This window comes from Tianweitania sediminis, from assembly GCF_017813335.1.
In the GTDB taxonomy this organism is placed as follows: domain Bacteria; phylum Pseudomonadota; class Alphaproteobacteria; order Rhizobiales; family Rhizobiaceae; genus Tianweitania; species Tianweitania sediminis.
Genome location: NZ_JAGIYY010000001.1, coordinates 889,198 through 905,829 on the forward strand (window position 1 = coordinate 889,198; position 16,632 = coordinate 905,829).

The window sequence follows — 16,632 nt, forward strand, 5'->3', positions numbered from 1 at the left end:
AGGTAGATTCAACCTGCACGCCGCCGCAGCGCCGAGCGGTTGCCGCGGGTCGATTCTTCCGTAAACAGCGACGCCAGCTGTTCCGTCATGGCACCGGCTAACTCTTCCGCATCCACGATGGTGACGGCGCGACGGTAATAGCGCGTCACGTCGTGGCCGATGCCGATTGCCAGAAGTTCCACGGGCGAGCGCGTTTCGATCAGGTCGATGACGCCGCGCAGATGACGCTCGAGGTAGTTGCCGGGGTTCACCGACAGCGTGGAATCGTCCACCGGCGCGCCATCGGAAATCATCATCAGGATCTTGCGCTGTTCAGGGCGCGCGATCAGCCGCTGATGCGCCCAAAGCAGCGCTTCGCCATCGATGTTTTCCTTGAGCAGGCCTTCACGCATCATCAGGCCGAGGTTGCGCCGGGCGCGGCGCCAGGGTGCATCGGCGGACTTGTAGATGATGTGGCGCAGATCGTTGAGGCGGCCCGAATTCGCCGGCTTGCCCTGCTTCAGCCATTGCTCGCGAGACTGCCCGCCCTTCCAGGCGCGGGTGGTGAAGCCGAGAATCTCAACCGACACGCCGCACCGTTCAAGCGTGCGCGCGAGGATATCAGCGCAGGTCGCCGCAACCGTAATGGGACGGCCGCGCATGGAACCGGAATTGTCCAGAAGCAGCGTCACAACCGTATCGCGGAAGTTGGTGTCGCGCTCCTGCTTGAAGGACAGGGGCTGCATCGGATCAAGCACCACCCGAACGAGACGCGCGGGATCGAGGTAGCCTTCTTCCAGGTCGAAGTCCCAGGAGCGGTTCTGTTGCGCCATCAGGCGGCGTTGCAGGCGGTTGGCCAACCGACCCACCACGCCCTGCAGGTTCATCAACTGCTTATCAAGAAAGGCTCGCAGACGGTCGAGCTCTTCCTCGTCGCAAAGCTCTTCCGCGCCAACGGTTTCGTCGAAGGCGGTGGTGAAGACCTTGTAGTCGAAGTTGCGCTCGAACTGGTTGAACGGATTGTCGGGTCGCCTGGTTTCGCCGGGGGTCTCCGAGTCGAGATCCTCGGATTCGGCCTGTTCCTCGGCGGCAGTTGCCGCCGCTTCGCTTTCGCCGGCTTCCTGTTCGTCGCTCGAGGAGTCGGCTTCTTCCGATTGCGACTCCTCGGAGCCGGTTTCGTCCTCGCCGCCTTCTTCGCCGCCCTCATCTCCTTCGGGCTCGTCGCTGTCGTCTTCCTGGTCGTCTTCGGCCTGCTCGTCGTCGCCGATTTCCTCGGCCATCTCCATGGAAACGAGCATGTCGCGGACAAGCCGCGCAAAGCCGTTCTGGTCGTCCAACTGGTTCAACAGCCCGTCCAGATCGCCGCCAGCCTTTTCGTCCACCCAGCCACGCCAAAGGTCGACCATGCGTTCGCCGCTCTTTGGAACGGCGCGTCCGGTGAGCTTTTCGCGCACCATCATGGCGATCGCCTCTTCCAAGGGAGCATCGGCGCGGTCGGTGACGCCGGCCAGATTGGCCTTCGCGTATTTGTCTTCCAGCATGGTCGACAGGTTGTCACCCACGCCCTTCATGGCGCGCGTGCCAATAGCTTCCACCCGCGCCTGCTCCACCGCATCGAAGATCGCGCGCGCCTGCCGGCCTTCCGGTGCCAGGCGGGTGTGGATTGCGGCATCATGGCAGGCCTTGCGGAGGGCCATGGAGTCGCCCAGGCCGCGCGTGACCGCGACATCGGCCGCCGATGCCTTCTTCGGCAACTCCGGCAAGCGCGCGCGGCTGCCCGTCAGTGCCGGCTTGTCCTTGGCGAAAGCCACTTCAAGCTCGTTGTCACCCGACAACGCACGCATGGAGACCGTCACCGCACGGCGGAATGTGTCCGCCTCGGTGCCGGTCTTCGATTTAGCGCGGGAATTGTCGCCGGGTCCTGCCATGCTCAAAGTCTACTCTGCTGCTCAGCCCAGCACCATGTTGGCGGCGCTTTCCGGCAGTTCCTCGCCGAACGCGCGCTGGTAGAACTCGGCCACCACCGCGCGCTCCAGCTCGTCGCACTTGTTGAGGAAGGTCAGGCGGAACGCAAAGCCGACATTGCCAAAGATCTCGGCGTTTTCGGCCCAGGTGATCACCGTGCGCGGGCTCATCACCGTTGAAAGATCGCCGTTGGTGAAGGCTGCGCGCGTTTGATCGGCAACCCGCACCATGCGGCTCACCGTTTCGCGGCCCTTGTCGGTGCGGTAGTGCTTGGCCTTGGCGAGCACGATCGCGACTTCCTCGGCATGCGGCAGGTAGTTCAGCGTGGTCACGATCGACCAGCGGTCCATCTGCGCCTGGTTGATCTGCTGCGTGCCGTGATAAAGCCCGGTGGTGTCGCCAAGGCCCACCGTATTGGCGGTGGCAAAGATGCGGAAGGCGGGGTGCGGGCGGATCACGCGGCTCTGGTCGAGCAGCGTCAATCGGCCGGATGCTTCCAGCACGCGTTGGATCACGAACATCACATCCGGACGGCCAGCATCATACTCGTCGAAAACGAGTGCGACATTGTGCTGGTAGGCCCAAGGCAGAATGCCGTCCTGGAACTGCGTGACCTGCTTGCCGTCCTGCAGAACGATCGCGTCCTTACCGACGAGATCGATGCGGCTGACATGGCTGTCCAGGTTGACGCGGATGCAAGGCCAGTTGAGGCGAGCCGCCACCTGCTCGATATGGGTCGACTTGCCGGTGCCGTGATAGCCTGAAACCATGACACGGCGGTTGAAGGCGAAGCCCGACAGGATCGCCAGCGTGGTCGGTTCGTCGAACAGGTAGTCGGGGTCGATGTCCGGCACGTGCTCGCTCGTGGTTGAGTAAGCCGGCACCACCATTTTGGCGTCGAAGCCAAACGTGTCCTTCACCGACACGGTTGTATCCGGAAGATTGACGCTGTCGCGGTCGAGCTTGTCCATCATGCCTCCAGGCGGCGCCTCCAAGTCAGGCGCAGGCCTTCTTTGATCTTCGTGAGTTATGCTCATTCCTTAGACCGGCTGCCGCTCGCTGGGAATAAAAAAGGCAAGCCACCAAAGGTGCAAAGCATCGAAAGGGTTGCGCCAGATCACCACAGGCGCGAAGCGCTTCAACAGTAGCCGGCCTGCTTCAGGAGCTTGTAGGCCTGAATCACTTCCCGCAGCCGGTCTTCCGATCCGCGATCGCCCCCGTTGGCGTCCGGATGATGCTGCTTCACCAGAAGCTTGTAGCGCGCCTTGAGTTCCTGAGCGGTGGCTTTCACCGTCAGGCCCAGCGTGTCCAGCGCCTTGGCTTCCAGCGGCTTTGCCTTGCGCGCCTGAGGCTCGACCGTGCCCGTCCCGAACATGTTGTAGGGGTCGCGCATGCGATAATAGCCGGCACGTCCGGAGCGCATCTGCGAGAAATCGGCTGCCGGGCGCGAAGTCGAGCCCGTCCCCATTTTCCAGGTCGGCCGATGACCGGTCAGCGCTTCCTTCTGGAAGCGGGCGATGTCGTTTTCCGCAACGCCGGAGAAGTAGTTGAAGCCCTTGTTGTATTCGCGCACGTGGTCGAAGCAGAAGCGAAAATACTCGCCTTCCTTCATCCGGCCCACAGGCGCCCGATGCGTTCCCGGCTCGTTGCATCCGTCCCATTGGCAGCACGGCGCCTGCGCCTTTGACGCAGCCTGGGGATCCGGGCGGATCCGCACCTTTTCAAAGTACTTCGAGTAAGTGGTCATCGGCGGTCAAACTGTTTCCTAGCTCGAAGTATGCGAGCTTGGCGCTGCAGTACAAGAATTGACATTTGGGATTTGTGGCCCACAACGCTGCTTCGCAGCGCGCCGGGCGGTTTTCGAGGATGTATGATCAGCCCCAGGCAATATATGGGATGTGGCGGAACCGATGTCTATCCAGGAAGTAATCGAAAAAAAGCTGACGGAGGCCCTGCAGCCGGAGCGCCTCGAGGTGATCAATGAAAGCCATTTGCATGCCGGCCATCATCATGTTGAATCCGGCCACCATGCGGAGTTCGACGGCTCCGGAGAGACACATTTCCGTGTGAGAATCGTGTCGACGCGCTTCAACGGCTTGAGCCGCATCGAGCGCCACCGCACGGTGAACGACCTCCTGAAGGACCAACTCAGCGTGCAGGGAGTCCATGCGCTGGCGATCGAGCCGGCCGCGCCGGGTGAGGCGACACGGTGGTAAACGCCTGTCCGTCCGATTCAAGCGCAAGGTGCCCTGAAGGAATCGGACGAGACGTGCGGGAGTAAGCTCTAGCTGCCGGCCGATTCCTGTTCGAGGAACGCCAGGACTGCTGATGCCGGCACGTCCCTGGCGATGAAGCTCTGTCCGATGCCGTGCGTGAGAATGAAGGTCAACGCTCCCCGCTGCACCTTTTTGTCCTGGGCGATATAGCCGAGCAGCCTTTCGGCGTCCGGCAGACCGCCAGGCACGTCGGCCAGCCGAGTGGGAAGCCCCACAGTCTTCAGATGCGCTTCCACCCGGGCTGCGTCGTCGGGGCTCGCCTGGTTGAGGCGTGCCGAAAAACGGTGCGCCAGCGCCATGCCAATCGCGACGCCCTCGCCATGCACCAGCCGCGCGCTGTTGTAGCCCGTGGCCGCTTCCAGCGCATGGCCGAAGGTGTGGCCGAGGTTGAGCAGAGCCCGATCGCCGGTTTCGAACTCGTCGCGCGCCACGACGTCGGCCTTGGCCTGGCAGGAGATGGCGATGGCTTCGGTGCGGGCTGGGCCGCCGGCAAAGATCTCGCGCCAGTTTTCTTCCAACCAGGCGAAAAAGTCCGGCTTGTCGATCAGGCCGTATTTGGCGACCTCGGCATAGCCTGCGCGGAACTCGCGCTCGGGCAGCGTGTCGAGCACGCTCGTGTCTGCCAACACAAGGCGCGGCTGGTGGAACACGCCGACGAGGTTCTTGCCCTGCGCCGTGTTGATGCCGGTCTTCCCTCCGACGGAAGAATCAACCTGTGCCAGAAGCGAGGTTGGTAGCTGCACAAAATGCATGCCGCGGCGCACGATCCCAGCGGCGAAACCGGCCAGATCGCCGATCACGCCGCCACCCAATGCGACAACCGCGTCGCCGCGTTCGAGCCGCGCGTCGATCACGGCGGAAACAGCCGCCTGAAGATGCTCAAAGCTTTTGGTGGTTTCGCCGGCAGGCAGGACCAGCGCGGAATGGCCAATACCCTGCTCGTTGAAACCGTCCTGCAGCGCAGGCAGATGCGCGACCGCGACATGTTCATCGGTGATGATCGCAACGCGTGCCCCCGGCAGTACCGCGGCAAGTTCCGCCCCGGCGCGCGCCAGCAAGCCAGCCCCGATGCGGATCGAATAAGCGCGCGTGCCGAGCCCAACGGTCACGGTCCGGATGGAAGGCGTGTCGGTCATGTTGCGGGGCTCGTTTCGGCGGGCAAGTGGTCGAGATGGCGGTCAAGGGCGTCGAGCACTTCGCTTGTGATCACTTCGCGCTTTTCGTCGCGGGTTTCCACCGTGATGTCAGCCTGCGCATAGGTGGGGTAGCGCGCAGCCATGAGACCCGCCATGGTTCCACGCGGATCCGCCGTTTTCAGAAGCGGCCGGTTGCCCTTCTTCATGGCCCGCTCCATCAGGACGTCGAGATCTGCCTTTAGCCAGACTGAGATCCCCCTTTCGGCGATCACCGCACGGGTGTTGGCGTCCATGAAGGCGCCGCCACCGGTCGACACAATCCCTGGCCCTTCGCGCACGAGCCGCTCCAGAACCCGGTGCTCCAGGGCGCGGAATTCAGGCTCGCCATACCGCTCGAAGAGTTCCGGGATTGTCAGGCGCGACACCGCTTCGATTTCGTGGTCGCTGTCAACGAAAGGCAGGTCCAGCGCCTGCGCCACGCGACGGCCAATGGCGGTCTTGCCAGCACCCATCAGGCCAACAAAAACAACCGTACGGCTGCCCAGCCGGTCGAGAAGCTGCTGGCGCAGCGACGGTTCCAGGACTTCGATCATCGCCTTCCCTTGTTGCGGCGACAAGCACCGCAAAAGTCCGGGCGCGTCAAGCGTCAAGCGTGCTTGCAACCCGTTGCGGCGCGGCCGATAAACGGTGCGAAGCGGACGATTTGATTGCGAGACACCCCTCCTTTATGCCGACTTTATTCCGGTTTCTGACCGTGATCGCCATCGCAATTGGCCTCGTTTATGGCGCGATGTTCGCGCTGGCGACCTTTGTCACGCCTCGCAAGGTACAGATGGTGGTGCCGATTCCGCTGGAGCGCGTCGATCCCAACACCGTGTCGACGCCAAGCCAATGATCGGCAGCGCAGCCCGAATCGAGGCTTTTCTCGAAATGATGAGCGCCGAGCGCGGGGCCAGCGAAAACACGCTGCAATCCTACCGCCGTGACCTCGAAGATGCTGCGAGTTCCATCCAAGGCCCGCTTGCGCAAGCATCAGCCACGCAATTGCGAGGCTACCTTGCCGAACTGGCAGGCCGTGGTTTTGCGGCCAGTTCGCAGGCGCGCCGGCTGTCTGCACTGCGGCAGTTCTTCAAGTTCCTGCACGGCGAGGGCGTGCGCAACGACGATCCGACAGGCGTGCTCGACATGCCGCGCAAGGACCGCACCTTGCCTCAAACACTTACCGAAGACGACGCCGCCCGCCTGCTTGACCGTGCAGAAGCCGAGATCGCGGAAGCGGTGACGGACGAGGAACGTTTCGCAGCCCTTCGCATGCACGCGCTGATCGAGGTGCTTTACGCAACCGGTTTGCGTGTCTCGGAACTCGTGATGTTGCCCGTGAGCGTCGCCCGCCGCGATGAGCGCTTCTTTTTCGTGACCGGTAAAGGAAACAAGGAGCGCCTTGTGCCGCTGTCGGCAAAGGCAAGGGGCGCCATGAAGGCGTGGCTCGCCGCCCGTGCTGCCAACCCTGCACAAGCAGGCAGCCGTTTTCTTTTTCCGGCAGCCTCGGACAGCGGGCACTTGCCGCGCCAAGTGTTTGCGCGGGACCTGAAGGGCCTGGCTGCCCGTGCCGGACTGGATGCAGCCTCGTTGTCGCCCCACGTATTGCGGCATGCCTTTGCCAGTCACCTCCTGCAGAACGGTGCAGACCTTCGTGCGGTGCAGCAGCTGCTCGGGCATGCCGACATTTCCACGACGCAAATCTACACCCATGTGCTGGAAAAGCGGCTGATTGCGCTGGTGAACGACCATCATCCGCTTGCCGACTAGGGCTCCGCGTTCTATTTGCCACCCGCAACAGCGGTCAAATCTTGTGAGCCGCGCACCCCTGACGGGTTCAAGTCCGAGGTTCCTGGCAGCCGCATGTATAATTATCTCGATTTCGAAAAGCCGGTGGCCGATCTTGAAGCCAAGATCGTCGAGTTGAAAAAGCTCAGTGAAGACGGCGGTGCCGTTGATGTCGCGGACGAGATCGCCCGACTTGAGAAGCGCTCCCGCGATGCCCTGCGCGATGCTTACCGTGCCCTGACACCCTGGCAGAAGGCACAGGTCGCACGTCATCCGGACCGTCCGCACTGCGTCGACTATATCGAGACCTTATTTACCGACTTCACGCCCTTGGCGGGGGATCGCTCGTTCGGCGAAGATCATGCGCTCCTTTGCGGCTTTGCGCGGTTTCGCGGCGAACCGGTGGCTTTGATCGGCCAGGAAAAGGGGACTGACACCCAAAGCCGGCTGAAGCACAATTTCGGCATGGCGCGGCCGGAAGGCTATCGCAAAGCCGTGCGGGTCATGGAACTTGCAGATCGCTTCGGCATCCCGCTGATTGCCCTGGTGGATACGGCAGGCGCTTATCCCGGGATCGGAGCGGAAGAGCGCGGTCAAGCGGAAGCCATTGCCCGATCCACGTCGGCCTGTCTTCGTTTGCGTGTGCCCAGCGTATCGGTGATCATCGGCGAGGGCGGCTCCGGCGGCGCCATCGCAATTGCGACGGCCAACAAGGTGTATATGCTCGAGCATGCAATCTATTCGGTGATCTCGCCGGAAGGAGCCGCTTCGATTCTTTGGCACGACTCGACGCGCGCGCGTGACGCCGCGACCAACATGAAGATCACGGCGCAGGATCTCCTTGAGATGCGGGTAATCGACGGCATCATCGGCGAGCCGCTTGGTGGCGCCCATCGCGGGAGCGAACTGGTGATCGAAGCCGCCGGCAACCAGATCGAGGCTGGATTCCGTGAACTAGCAGCCACCACGCAGGATTATCGCGAACACCGCCGTGAGAAGTTCCTCCAGATCGGTCGCACGCTCTGAGCCATTGCATCGGCTTGGTCACAAAATTGCCGTTGCGTGAAGTGTATGGGACCGCGGGGCAGCGCTCGCGCGGCCGATGATCCAGGCTTGCGGTAATCTTTTGGCAAGGTTAACCCTTCTAGGATCGCGGTTGAGTGGTGCAAACCTCCACGTTCCCTTGTTGATTGCCGATCCGACGCTGCCATGACGCTACGCCTTCTTCGCGCCAGCCTGATCCTTTCCGCTGTTTTCCTTGCCGGCTGCAACGAGTCGCTGGAAGACATCGCGCCGAAAGCCTCGCAGGAGCTTTCGCCAAAGCTTGTCGCCGAGATGAAGACGAAGAGCATGACGCCGGCTTCGCCGATCATGGTGCGGATCTTCAAGGAGGAAGGCCAGCTGGAGGTCTGGAAGCAGAAGTCCAACGGCCGCTACGACCTCCTGTCGTCGTTTGACATCTGCAAATGGTCCGGCAAGCTCGGGCCCAAATACGTGGAAGGCGATCGCCAGGCTCCGGAAGGCTTCTACACGGTTTCGCCGGGTCAGATGAACCCGAAGTCAAGCTTCTACCTGTCGTTCAACATCGGCTTTCCCAACGCCTATGACAAGGTGCATGGCCGCACAGGACAGCACCTGATGGTGCACGGCGCCTGCTCGTCGTCCGGCTGCTATTCGATGACGGACGCGCAGGTGGCGCAGATCTACGCACTGGCCCGCGAAGCCTTCAAGGGTGGCCAGACGTCGTTTCAGATCCAGGCCTTCCCGTTCCGCATGACCGCGGCCAACATGGCGCGCTACAAGGATGATCCGAACTACAAGTTTTGGACCATGCTGAAGGAAGGCTACGACCACTTCGAAATCACCAAGGTCCCGCCGAAGGTCGACGTGTGCGAAAAGCGCTACGTGTTCAACCAGGTGACGGAACCGGGCCGGCCATTGTCGCCTGCTGGCGCCTGCCCGGCGACACCGCAGCCCGAAGCGTTGCAAACGGCTTACCAGACCTACACCAAGAGCTACGAAGCCGCCTTCACCATGGCTGCGAGCGGTGCATCCAAGCTGGCGCCGATGTCATCGATCGCCGGCCTGAAGGAAGCAGCGCTGGTTGCTGAATGGAGCAAAAAGCGCTCGCGCGGCGAGCGCGTGCCGCTGGAACCGCCGTCGCTCAACCCGGATGGCTCAGTCACGCAAACGGACCGGATGGGCCGGATCGACTCGCCGGCCGGCCGCAGGATGGCTGCTCTGGAGGCTGAAAAGGAAGCCAAGGAAAAGGCCGAACAGGCGAAGAAGTCTGCTGAGGTGGCTGCAGCGTTGCCGGCTGCGGTTGCTGTGCCGGCCGCAGCCCAGGCGATGCCGGTTTCGGTTTCGCCGGAAACCGGAACGGCTGAGCCGCGCAAGGGCTTCCTGTCCAGCTTGCGCAAGCGCATGGCGTCAGCAAACTGACAGCGGAAGCGCCCGAGATCTACGACCTCAGGGGGTTGAACTGCCCCTTGCCCGTTCTGCGCAGTCGCAAGCGGCTTGCAGCGCTTCCCAGCGGGACAATCCTGGTGGTGGAAACCACAGATCCTCTCGCGAGCCTCGATCTTCCGGCGATGTGCATGGAAGATGGCCATCAGCTTGTATCCGTGGAGCGCACGGACGGCGGCCACCGCTTCACGATCGTGAAAGGCTGACGCCTAGATCCGCAGCCCTGCAATCGCCAGCGGATTTTCCGTCAAAGCCATGCGGTCCGGGCTGTCCACCCGCGGTTGGCTCGTCAGGGCGGCAAACAGCCGCCGGACATAATCTTCCTCGATGTCGCGGGTGATCAGCACCATGCGAGTTCCGCGCGGCCCGTCCGGCCAGCGCTGCAAACGCGCCGGCGGATGCAGAATAGTCTGCACGCCATGCAGAACAAGCGGATGGTCGCGGTCTTCCACCAGTTCGATGATGCCCTTCATGCGCAGCAGGCGCTCGCCATAGCTCGCCTGCAGAAGGTCCACGAACATTTCCACGGCCGCGCTAGAAATCGGATGGGGATGCGTCAGCGTGAAGCTACGGATGCCGGAATGATCGTGATCATCATGGTCACCGTGATGATGGTGATGATCGTGCTCCCCATGCTCATGCCCGTGGTGGTGATGGTGATCGTCGTCCTGATCCATCATGGCTGCCGCGCCCAGCCAGCGTCGCACATCAGCTGTTTTGGTTTGTGGATCATACAAACCGCAGGCAAGCAGCGCCGGCAGATCGGCTGCCTCCGACACGTCGAGAATGTCTGCATTGGGGTTGAGCGCTGCCAACCGAGCCCGCAGCGGAACAAGATCTTCCGGCCCAACCAGATCGGTCTTGGTGAGGAGAATGCGATCGGCGACGGCTGCCTGCTTGACCGCTTCGGGATGGCCGTCGAGCGTGCTTGATCCGTGCACGGCATCAATCGTGGTCAGAACGCCGTCGAGGCGAAGAGCCTGCACCAGAAGCGGATGCGCCATCAGGGCATGCAGAACGGGTGCCGGATCCGCCAAGCCGGTTGTTTCGATCACGATGCGCTTCAGCGACCCGAGGCGGCCGTCGCGCAGCCGTTCCACCAGATCGGTAAGCGTGTCCACCAACTCGCCGCGCACCGTGCAGCACAAGCAGCCGCCGCCGAGTTCGATGACGCCATCGGTCGCGTTTTCCACCAGGGCGTGGTCGATCGACACTTCGCCGAACTCATTGACGATCACCGCCGTGTCGGCGAGCGCCGGCTCTTTCAGGAGCCGGTTGAGCAGGGTCGTCTTGCCCGACCCGAGAAAGCCGGTGAGCACGGAAACAGGGATGGGAAACATCGTGTTGTCAGCCGCCCTGCTCGGTTGCCGCAATCGCCGCCGTGTCCGGGGCGTATTCCGGACGTGGGGTGGGGATCGGCACATCGGCATAGCGCGGCTGGGTCGATTTCGGACCCGTTGCGCCGCCGAGCCCGACACTCACCACCACGCGTGGTCGTGTCAGTTCGGAAAGGAAGGGCGAGGGCACCAGCGGCTTGCCATTCGCGTCACGAGTCTTGGCGATGCGCTGTTGCGCTTCTTCCGTGCAGATGTCCGCGCGCATGTTGCCGGCCTCGCTCAGGTTTTCGCCCGTGGGACGCAGTTCGGCCAGGAGCGGCTTGTCTGCCTCGTTGGCAGAAAGACCTTCCGTCAGCAATTCGGCCGTGCGGTAGGCGCGGGCATCGGGTGACACGGCACCGAGAACCACTGCGATCACCTGGCGCCCGTTGCGCGTCGCGCTGGCGGTGACGTTGAACCCAGCGGGGCAGGTATAGCCGGTTTTCATGCCATCAGCGCCTTCGAACCGACCGATCAGGTCATTGTGGTTCGGCATCACGTTGTCGCCGGCAGCGATCGCCTCGATGTCGAAGTAGTCGGCGTAATCCGGGAAGTCGCGGCGGATCGCGGTGGCCAACACCGCCAGATCATGAGCCGTAGAATAATGGTTGTCGTCGTGGAGGCCGTGCGCGTTGACGAAATGCGAGCCGGTCATGCCAAGGCGCGCGGCTTCCTTGTTCATTCGCTCCGCAAAACCTCTTTCAGAGCCGCCAACGGTTTCGCCCAAGGCCGTGGCCACATCGTTTGCCGACTTCACCATCATGATCTTGATGGCGTTGTCGACCGAAAGCACGGAGCCAACGGGATACGCCATCTTGCTCGGCGGCTCTCGCAGCGCGTTCTTGGAGATCTCGATAGGGGACAGAAGGGTGATCTCGCCGGCCTGTATGGCACGGAACGCCACATAAACGCTCATCAGCTTGGTCAAGGAAGCGGGATACCAGCGCTTAAACGCGTCTTCCTGTGAAAGGACCCTGCCGCTTTTTGTGTCCACCACGATGGAAGGGCCCGCCCAAGCGGCTCCAAATGCGGTGGAGGCGAGGAGGCCGGCGCTCAGAACGGCGGCAAGCAGGCGTCGTGTCACAACAATCATCCGATCTCCAGCAGTACCCACGTTCGGGGCGCTTCACGAAGGGCTTCAACAGATTATAGCGGCAAATGCTGAGGGTTCCATCTACCGCAGCCGCTAAGACCATAGTTTGACCTCAACATGGCGGGGCTGGTCGGCTTGCTCCGCGTTCCCCGCCAGTTTAGCGTTTCTCGCGAAATGACCTGGAGTTTGCCCGATGCCGATCCTCAACCGCGCCGCCCAACTGCAGGATGAGGTGGCGGACTGGCGGCACAGCCTCCACGCCATGCCGGAGCTCGACTTCGACCTTCACCAGACGTCGGCTTTTGTTGCGGCCAAGCTGCGGGAGTTCGGCTGTGACGAGGTGGCGACCGGCATTGCGCGCACCGGTGTTGTGGGCCTGATCAGGGGAAATGGGGCAACACAGGACGGCGGTTCGGGCGCGACGACGATCGGCTTGCGTGCCGACATGGATGCGCTTGCGCTGACGGAGATTACCGGCGCGCCTTATGCCTCGCGCACGCCTGGCGCCATGCATGCCTGCGGCCACGACGGGCACACGGCGATGCTGCTTGGCGCTGCCCAGTATCTCGCGGAGACCCGCAATTTCTCGGGGACAGTGGCCGTGATTTTCCAGCCCGCGGAAGAAGGCGGCGGTGGCGGTCGCGTGATGGTGCAGGAAGGGATCATGGACCGCTTCAACATCGAGCGTGTCTACGGCATGCATAATATGCCCGGCCTGCCGCTCGGGCAGTTTGCGATCCGACCCGGGCCGATCATGGCGGCGACGGCTGTTTTCACAATCAAGATCAAGGGGCGAGGCGGCCATGCCGCCATTCCCCACAACACGATCGATCCGATCGTGATCGGCAGTCAGCTTGTGCAGGCGCTGCAAGCGATCGTGTCGCGCAATGCCGATCCGATCGATTCCCTCGTCGTATCAGTCACCAAGTTCCACGGCGGCGACGCCTACAACGTCATTCCGGAAGAAGTGGAGATCGCAGGCACCGTTCGGACCCTGCGCTCAGAGGTGGCGGATCTCGCGCAGAAGCGGATTGAAGCCCTGTGCGCGGGCATCGGAGCCGCGCATGGCGCCACGATCTCGCTTGATTTCCGAACGGGTTACCCGGTTACCGTTAACGACGGCGAGCAGGCATCCTTTGCGGGCGCAGTTGCTGCCGAAGTGGTCGGCGCAAAGTCCGTCGACCTCGACGTGGCGCCCCTGATGGGCGGCGAGGATTTTTCGTACATGCTCCAGGCCCGACCCGGCGCCTTTATCTTCATCGGCAATGGCAACAGCGCAGGGCTGCACAACCCGGCCTATGACTTCGACGACCGCGTGATCCCCTATGGCATCAGCTACTGGGTGCGGCTGGTGGAGACCGCGCTGCTGCAACGCTGAAACGGGCAGCGTGGCGCTTCAGACCTGTTCCACGGTGTAGTGCTGCTGAAGGTCTGCCATCACGCGAGCGCTGTGTGCGGCGTCTCGCCCCTCGATCATCACTTCAAGACGCGCGGCCTGCACGCTCATGGATGTAAAGAGCCGGTGATGGGAAACCTCGATGATGTTTGCGCCGGCGGCGCCGATCCGCGCTGAGATCTCGCCAAGAATGCCGGGGCGATCGGGAATATCGAACACCAGCCGCATCAAGCGACCATCGCGTATCATCGCGCGCTGCAGAACGCTTGCCAGAACCCGGCTGTCGATGTTGGCGCCGCAGATCGGAATACCGACTTCGCGGCCTCGAAACAGGTCGCGATGGGTCATCAGGGCCGCCACGCCAGCCGCGCCCGCACCTTCGGCTACAATCTTCGCTTCCTCGGCCAGAAGCGCAATGGCGTCTTCGATGGCATGTTCGGAAACCGTGAGCACGCCTTCGGCATGCCGGCGCAGGATGTCGAGGGGTTTGCGCCCGACATCGCGCACCGCAATGCCCTCCGCAACCGTGGCTCCACCGACCTTGATCGGCTGATTGGCGAGTTCCTGCGCCATCGCGGCATAGGTCTCAACCTCGACGCCGAATGTCCGGATTGGCCGACCGGCGCCAAGGGCGGCGATGGCGCAGCCGGCAGCCAGTCCGCCGCCGCCGATCGGAACGATCAGCGTATCGACGGCAGGGGCATCCTCGAGCAGTTCGAGGCCCAGTGTTCCCTGCCCGGCGATCACCGCCTCATCATCATAGGGATGAACGAAAACCAGCCCCTCGGCGTCGGCGAGGTGCCTTGCATGCGCCGCCGCTTCAGCAAGGGTCGCGCCGCGAAGCTCGATCTCGGCGCCCCAGCGGGCGGTCCGCGTCACCTTGGTGGCCGGCGTAAATTCCGGCATCACGATCACCGCCCTGATGCCGAGCATGGAGGCATGGCGCGCCACGGCCTGGGCATGGTTGCCGGCCGACATGGCGATGACGCCGTTTTTCCGCTCCTCGGGCGACAAAAGGGCGAGGCGGTGGGCCGCACCGCGCTCCTTGAACGCGCCCGTCACCTGCAGCGTGTCGAGTTTCAGCCACACGCCAGCGCCGACCGCGCGGCTCAAAACGTCGCTGTAGATCGTGGGCGTGCGAATGACGCTCCCAGCAATGCGATCTGCCGCCGCCCGAACGTCCTGGAACCCGATCATGCCATGCTCCACCTGCGCTTGCCGACTTCCTAGCATCGACAATCGTCGGCCGCTGCCCGTGTACCGATAAGGGAACGAATGTGGTGATCCCGACAGGAATCGAACCTGTGACCTACAGATTAGGAATCTGTCGCTCTATCCTACTGAGCTACGGGACCCGCGACGTCTTGAAAAACACGTCCCACCACAAGCGCTACCATAACGGGTGGAGCCGCGTCCGCCAAGGCTTGCCGAAGCGACAACCGCCACTTTCCCGCTGCAAAGGAGAAAGCGAACCTTCCGTGTCGGATCGCGTTTCTTTCGTGCGTTCTTGGACTCGACAGAACGAAAAACAAGTTTAGCGTTGAAGCATCAGCCCGGCCGACGGGACACTGGTGCGGGCGAGTGGAGGCTGCGTATCATGCCAAACGACAGGGAAGCCAAGGATTCGCTCGCGGCCGGTCAGCCGCTCGAAACCTTCGGGATCAGCAAGCGCAACCACCTTGCCCAACGCAAGGCCGTGGGCGACCTGCTTCAGCGCCAGAAACGGCTATTCGTGTTGCGCAAGGATTTCAGCCAGGGCGGCATGACGGCCCGCATCCGCTACGGCAACCGGTATTATGACGTGGACGGAGCAGGACTGGCGCAAATCCGCGACGGCATCGATCCCGCGGATATCTGGACCGCGGAGGAAGTCGATCCGACCAGCCCCTGACCCTGGCCCGAGTTGAGGTCTCTTAGGCCGCGACCTGCAGGCGAGACACGCCCACACGGTTTCTTCCTTCGTTTTTCGCCCGGTAAAGAGCGTTGTCTGCGCGCTCCAAGATGGCGTCGAAGCTTTCGCCACCCACCGCCGAGAAGGCCACACCGATCGAGACAGTGGCCTTGATGGTGCCGCTTGCGGATTCGATTGTCGCCGCGCTGAAAGTAGCGCGGATGTCTTCTGCCAAGCGGGTGGCGAGCCGGAAACTGGCATCCGGCATCACGATGCAGAATTCCTCGCCGCCCAACCGCGCTGCCAGATCCCCGAACACGACCTTATCGCGGATGATGCCCGCGAACTTTTCCAGCACGAGGTCACCGCCGGCATGACCGAAGCGATCATTGATGCTTTTGAAGTGATCGAGGTCGAGCACGATCACAGCCATGCTTGCGGGGATGCGGCCGGCGCCCAGCCCCTCAAACAAGGCACGGCGGTTCAGCAAGCCGGTCAACGCGTCGATGCGGGCGGTCTGTTTATGGTGAAGCGCGATGCGAGCCTGGTTCATGGCCAAGGAAATGGCGCCGATGCCTGATAAGCCGATGATGGCGGCAAGCGAGTTCAGATCCTCCGCCCAATTGTTCGGGCGCGCATGGAGGATCCAGGCGTGATCCGCGATCAACGGTACGGCACACAAGAAGAAGGATGCTGCCGTGAGCGCGTAAAGAAGGGTGTTCACCGTCATTGCGAATGGCGCTTCGCGGCGGCACGACCAGTAAGTTCCAGCCGAAAGCAGCAAGAGGCAACCCAGTGCGATGTTGCCGAGGATGGTTCCGATGCCGGAAAAACCGAGAGCGAACGGGTAAAGAACCACGCCGACCGATAGCATCGCGGCGCCGGCAACCTTGAGGCGATGCATCCTGCCGCGGAATTGAAGCGCACCGGCATAGATCAGCGAGAACCCGACAATGAAGCCGAGAAAGGACGCGCACTGCGTGATGGGGTCGTAGTTGTCGCCAAGTGCTACAAACAGAACAACGCCCACCACAACACAGGCGAGACCGGCCGACCACGTCAGCAGGTAAGCATCCATTCGGGTGGTCATCCAGCTAAGCAGCAGGGTGACGCAAAGCGCCATGGTGGAGAAGCCGACGGCCGCCAAAAGGGAATATTGGTCAAGAAGCATCAAATTTTGGCTGCCGGAACATCGCTTCTGCTCAATGACGCTTTTGCCCTAATGTT

At 62.5% G+C, this 16,632-nt stretch carries 17 protein-coding genes and 1 tRNA gene; 8 read left to right on the forward strand and 10 right to left on the reverse strand.

Annotation, left to right across the window (positions count from 1 at the left end; translation table 11 throughout):
* Positions 1-8: 8 nt before the first annotated feature.
* The 3 genes from cobT to J5Y06_RS04245 all read right to left on the reverse strand — a co-directional run bounded on the left by cobT (position 9) and on the right by J5Y06_RS04245 (position 3,691).
* Positions 9-1,907, reverse strand: coding sequence for a cobaltochelatase subunit CobT (gene cobT / locus J5Y06_RS04235; protein WP_385930823.1), 1,899 nt, complete (start codon positions 1,905-1,907; stop codon positions 9-11).
* A 21-nt stretch (positions 1,908-1,928) separates the two neighbouring features.
* A complete protein-coding gene (gene cobS / locus J5Y06_RS04240; RefSeq protein WP_209334376.1) occupies positions 1,929-2,915 on the reverse strand; it encodes a cobaltochelatase subunit CobS in 987 nt (328 codons plus the stop codon).
* A gap of 167 nt (positions 2,916-3,082) precedes the next feature.
* Complete coding sequence (locus tag J5Y06_RS04245) at positions 3,083-3,691, reverse strand: J domain-containing protein (protein ID WP_209333827.1); 609 nt, start codon at positions 3,689-3,691, stop codon at positions 3,083-3,085.
* Positions 3,692-3,854: 163 nt separating this feature from the next.
* On the opposite strand from J5Y06_RS04245, the gene J5Y06_RS04250 reads away from it, so the two are divergent.
* Complete coding sequence (locus tag J5Y06_RS04250) at positions 3,855-4,160, forward strand: BolA family protein (RefSeq protein ID WP_209333828.1); 306 nt, start codon at positions 3,855-3,857, stop codon at positions 4,158-4,160.
* A 68-nt stretch (positions 4,161-4,228) separates the two neighbouring features.
* Here the strand turns inward: J5Y06_RS04250 and aroB are convergent, their stop codons facing one another.
* Both aroB and J5Y06_RS04260 read right to left on the reverse strand, forming a co-directional pair.
* Positions 4,229-5,356, reverse strand: coding sequence for a 3-dehydroquinate synthase (aroB, locus tag J5Y06_RS04255; RefSeq protein WP_209333829.1), 1,128 nt, complete (start codon positions 5,354-5,356; stop codon positions 4,229-4,231).
* Positions 5,353-5,949, reverse strand: coding sequence for a shikimate kinase (locus J5Y06_RS04260; protein ID WP_209333830.1), 597 nt, complete (start codon positions 5,947-5,949; stop codon positions 5,353-5,355). The genes aroB and J5Y06_RS04260 overlap by 4 nt, the downstream gene beginning before the upstream one ends.
* Positions 5,950-6,083: 134 nt before the next feature.
* Here J5Y06_RS04260 and J5Y06_RS04265 point away from each other — a divergent pair, with 134 nt between their 5' ends.
* The 5 genes from J5Y06_RS04265 to J5Y06_RS04285 all read left to right on the forward strand — a co-directional run bounded on the left by J5Y06_RS04265 (position 6,084) and on the right by J5Y06_RS04285 (position 9,855).
* On the forward strand, positions 6,084-6,251 hold the full coding sequence (locus tag J5Y06_RS04265) for a histidine kinase (RefSeq protein ID WP_209333831.1): 168 nt from the start codon (positions 6,084-6,086) through the stop codon (positions 6,249-6,251).
* Positions 6,251-7,165 carry a site-specific tyrosine recombinase XerD gene (locus tag J5Y06_RS04270; protein WP_209334377.1) on the forward strand — a complete coding sequence of 305 codons (915 nt, stop codon included), beginning with the start codon at positions 6,251-6,253 and terminating at the stop codon, positions 7,163-7,165. The genes J5Y06_RS04265 and J5Y06_RS04270 overlap by 1 nt, the downstream gene beginning before the upstream one ends.
* 93 nt (positions 7,166-7,258) lie before the next feature.
* A complete protein-coding gene (locus tag J5Y06_RS04275) occupies positions 7,259-8,209 on the forward strand; it encodes an acetyl-CoA carboxylase carboxyltransferase subunit alpha (protein ID WP_209333832.1) in 951 nt (316 codons plus the stop codon).
* A 183-nt stretch (positions 8,210-8,392) separates the two neighbouring features.
* Complete coding sequence (locus J5Y06_RS04280) at positions 8,393-9,625, forward strand: L,D-transpeptidase family protein (RefSeq protein ID WP_209333833.1); 1,233 nt, start codon at positions 8,393-8,395, stop codon at positions 9,623-9,625.
* Positions 9,622-9,855, forward strand: coding sequence for a sulfurtransferase TusA family protein (locus J5Y06_RS04285; protein WP_209334378.1), 234 nt, complete (start codon positions 9,622-9,624; stop codon positions 9,853-9,855). Before J5Y06_RS04280 ends, J5Y06_RS04285 begins: the two co-directional genes overlap by 4 nt.
* 3 nt (positions 9,856-9,858) lie before the next feature.
* Here the strand turns inward: J5Y06_RS04285 and J5Y06_RS04290 are convergent, their stop codons facing one another.
* Both J5Y06_RS04290 and J5Y06_RS04295 read right to left on the reverse strand, forming a co-directional pair.
* Complete coding sequence (locus J5Y06_RS04290) at positions 9,859-10,989, reverse strand: CobW family GTP-binding protein (protein WP_209333834.1); 1,131 nt, start codon at positions 10,987-10,989, stop codon at positions 9,859-9,861.
* A gap of 7 nt (positions 10,990-10,996) precedes the next feature.
* Positions 10,997-12,118, reverse strand: a complete 1,122-nt coding sequence (locus tag J5Y06_RS04295) for a D-alanyl-D-alanine carboxypeptidase family protein (protein WP_209333835.1) — start codon at positions 12,116-12,118, stop codon at positions 10,997-10,999.
* Between the two features lie 193 nt (positions 12,119-12,311).
* Between J5Y06_RS04295 and J5Y06_RS04300 the strand changes: the two genes are divergently transcribed.
* Positions 12,312-13,496: a M20 aminoacylase family protein gene (locus J5Y06_RS04300; RefSeq protein WP_209333836.1), complete on the forward strand. Its 1,185-nt coding sequence runs from the start codon at positions 12,312-12,314 to the stop codon at positions 13,494-13,496.
* A gap of 18 nt (positions 13,497-13,514) precedes the next feature.
* Here the strand turns inward: J5Y06_RS04300 and J5Y06_RS04305 are convergent, their stop codons facing one another.
* Positions 13,515-14,747, reverse strand: coding sequence for a threonine ammonia-lyase (locus tag J5Y06_RS04305; RefSeq protein ID WP_209333837.1), 1,233 nt, complete (start codon positions 14,745-14,747; stop codon positions 13,515-13,517).
* Between the two features lie 45 nt (positions 14,748-14,792).
* Positions 14,793-14,869, reverse strand: a tRNA-Arg gene (locus tag J5Y06_RS04310).
* A 242-nt stretch (positions 14,870-15,111) separates the two neighbouring features.
* On the opposite strand from J5Y06_RS04310, the gene J5Y06_RS04315 reads away from it, so the two are divergent.
* Positions 15,112-15,405 (forward strand): hypothetical protein, encoded by a 294-nt coding sequence (locus J5Y06_RS04315; RefSeq protein ID WP_209333838.1) that lies wholly within the window; start codon positions 15,112-15,114, stop codon positions 15,403-15,405.
* Positions 15,406-15,427: 22 nt separating this feature from the next.
* On the opposite strand, the gene J5Y06_RS04320 is transcribed toward J5Y06_RS04315, so the two are convergent.
* Positions 15,428-16,576, reverse strand: a complete 1,149-nt coding sequence (locus J5Y06_RS04320; RefSeq protein WP_209333839.1) for a GGDEF domain-containing protein — start codon at positions 16,574-16,576, stop codon at positions 15,428-15,430.
* Between the last annotated feature and the right edge of the window lie 56 nt (positions 16,577-16,632).

Coding starts and splice junctions, on each gene's coding strand:
- cobT (WP_385930823.1), bottom strand. CDS start 1,907: ATGGCAGGACCCGGCGACAATTCCCGCGCTAAATCGAAGACCGGCACC.
- J5Y06_RS04300 (WP_209333836.1), top strand. CDS start 12,312: ATGCCGATCCTCAACCGCGCCGCCCAACTGCAGGATGAGGTGGCGGAC.
- J5Y06_RS04280 (WP_209333833.1), top strand. CDS start 8,393: ATGACGCTACGCCTTCTTCGCGCCAGCCTGATCCTTTCCGCTGTTTTC.
- cobS (WP_209334376.1), bottom strand. CDS start 2,915: ATGGACAAGCTCGACCGCGACAGCGTCAATCTTCCGGATACAACCGTG.
- J5Y06_RS04320 (WP_209333839.1), bottom strand. CDS start 16,576: ATGCTTCTTGACCAATATTCCCTTTTGGCGGCCGTCGGCTTCTCCACC.
- J5Y06_RS04245 (WP_209333827.1), bottom strand. CDS start 3,691: ATGACCACTTACTCGAAGTACTTTGAAAAGGTGCGGATCCGCCCGGAT.
- J5Y06_RS04295 (WP_209333835.1), bottom strand. CDS start 12,118: ATGATTGTTGTGACACGACGCCTGCTTGCCGCCGTTCTGAGCGCCGGC.
- aroB (WP_209333829.1), bottom strand. CDS start 5,356: ATGACCGACACGCCTTCCATCCGGACCGTGACCGTTGGGCTCGGCACG.
- J5Y06_RS04305 (WP_209333837.1), bottom strand. CDS start 14,747: ATGCTAGGAAGTCGGCAAGCGCAGGTGGAGCATGGCATGATCGGGTTC.
- J5Y06_RS04265 (WP_209333831.1), top strand. CDS start 6,084: ATGCCGACTTTATTCCGGTTTCTGACCGTGATCGCCATCGCAATTGGC.
- J5Y06_RS04315 (WP_209333838.1), top strand. CDS start 15,112: ATGCCAAACGACAGGGAAGCCAAGGATTCGCTCGCGGCCGGTCAGCCG.
- J5Y06_RS04290 (WP_209333834.1), bottom strand. CDS start 10,989: ATGTTTCCCATCCCTGTTTCCGTGCTCACCGGCTTTCTCGGGTCGGGC.
- J5Y06_RS04260 (WP_209333830.1), bottom strand. CDS start 5,949: ATGATCGAAGTCCTGGAACCGTCGCTGCGCCAGCAGCTTCTCGACCGG.
- J5Y06_RS04250 (WP_209333828.1), top strand. CDS start 3,855: ATGTCTATCCAGGAAGTAATCGAAAAAAAGCTGACGGAGGCCCTGCAG.
- J5Y06_RS04275 (WP_209333832.1), top strand. CDS start 7,259: ATGTATAATTATCTCGATTTCGAAAAGCCGGTGGCCGATCTTGAAGCC.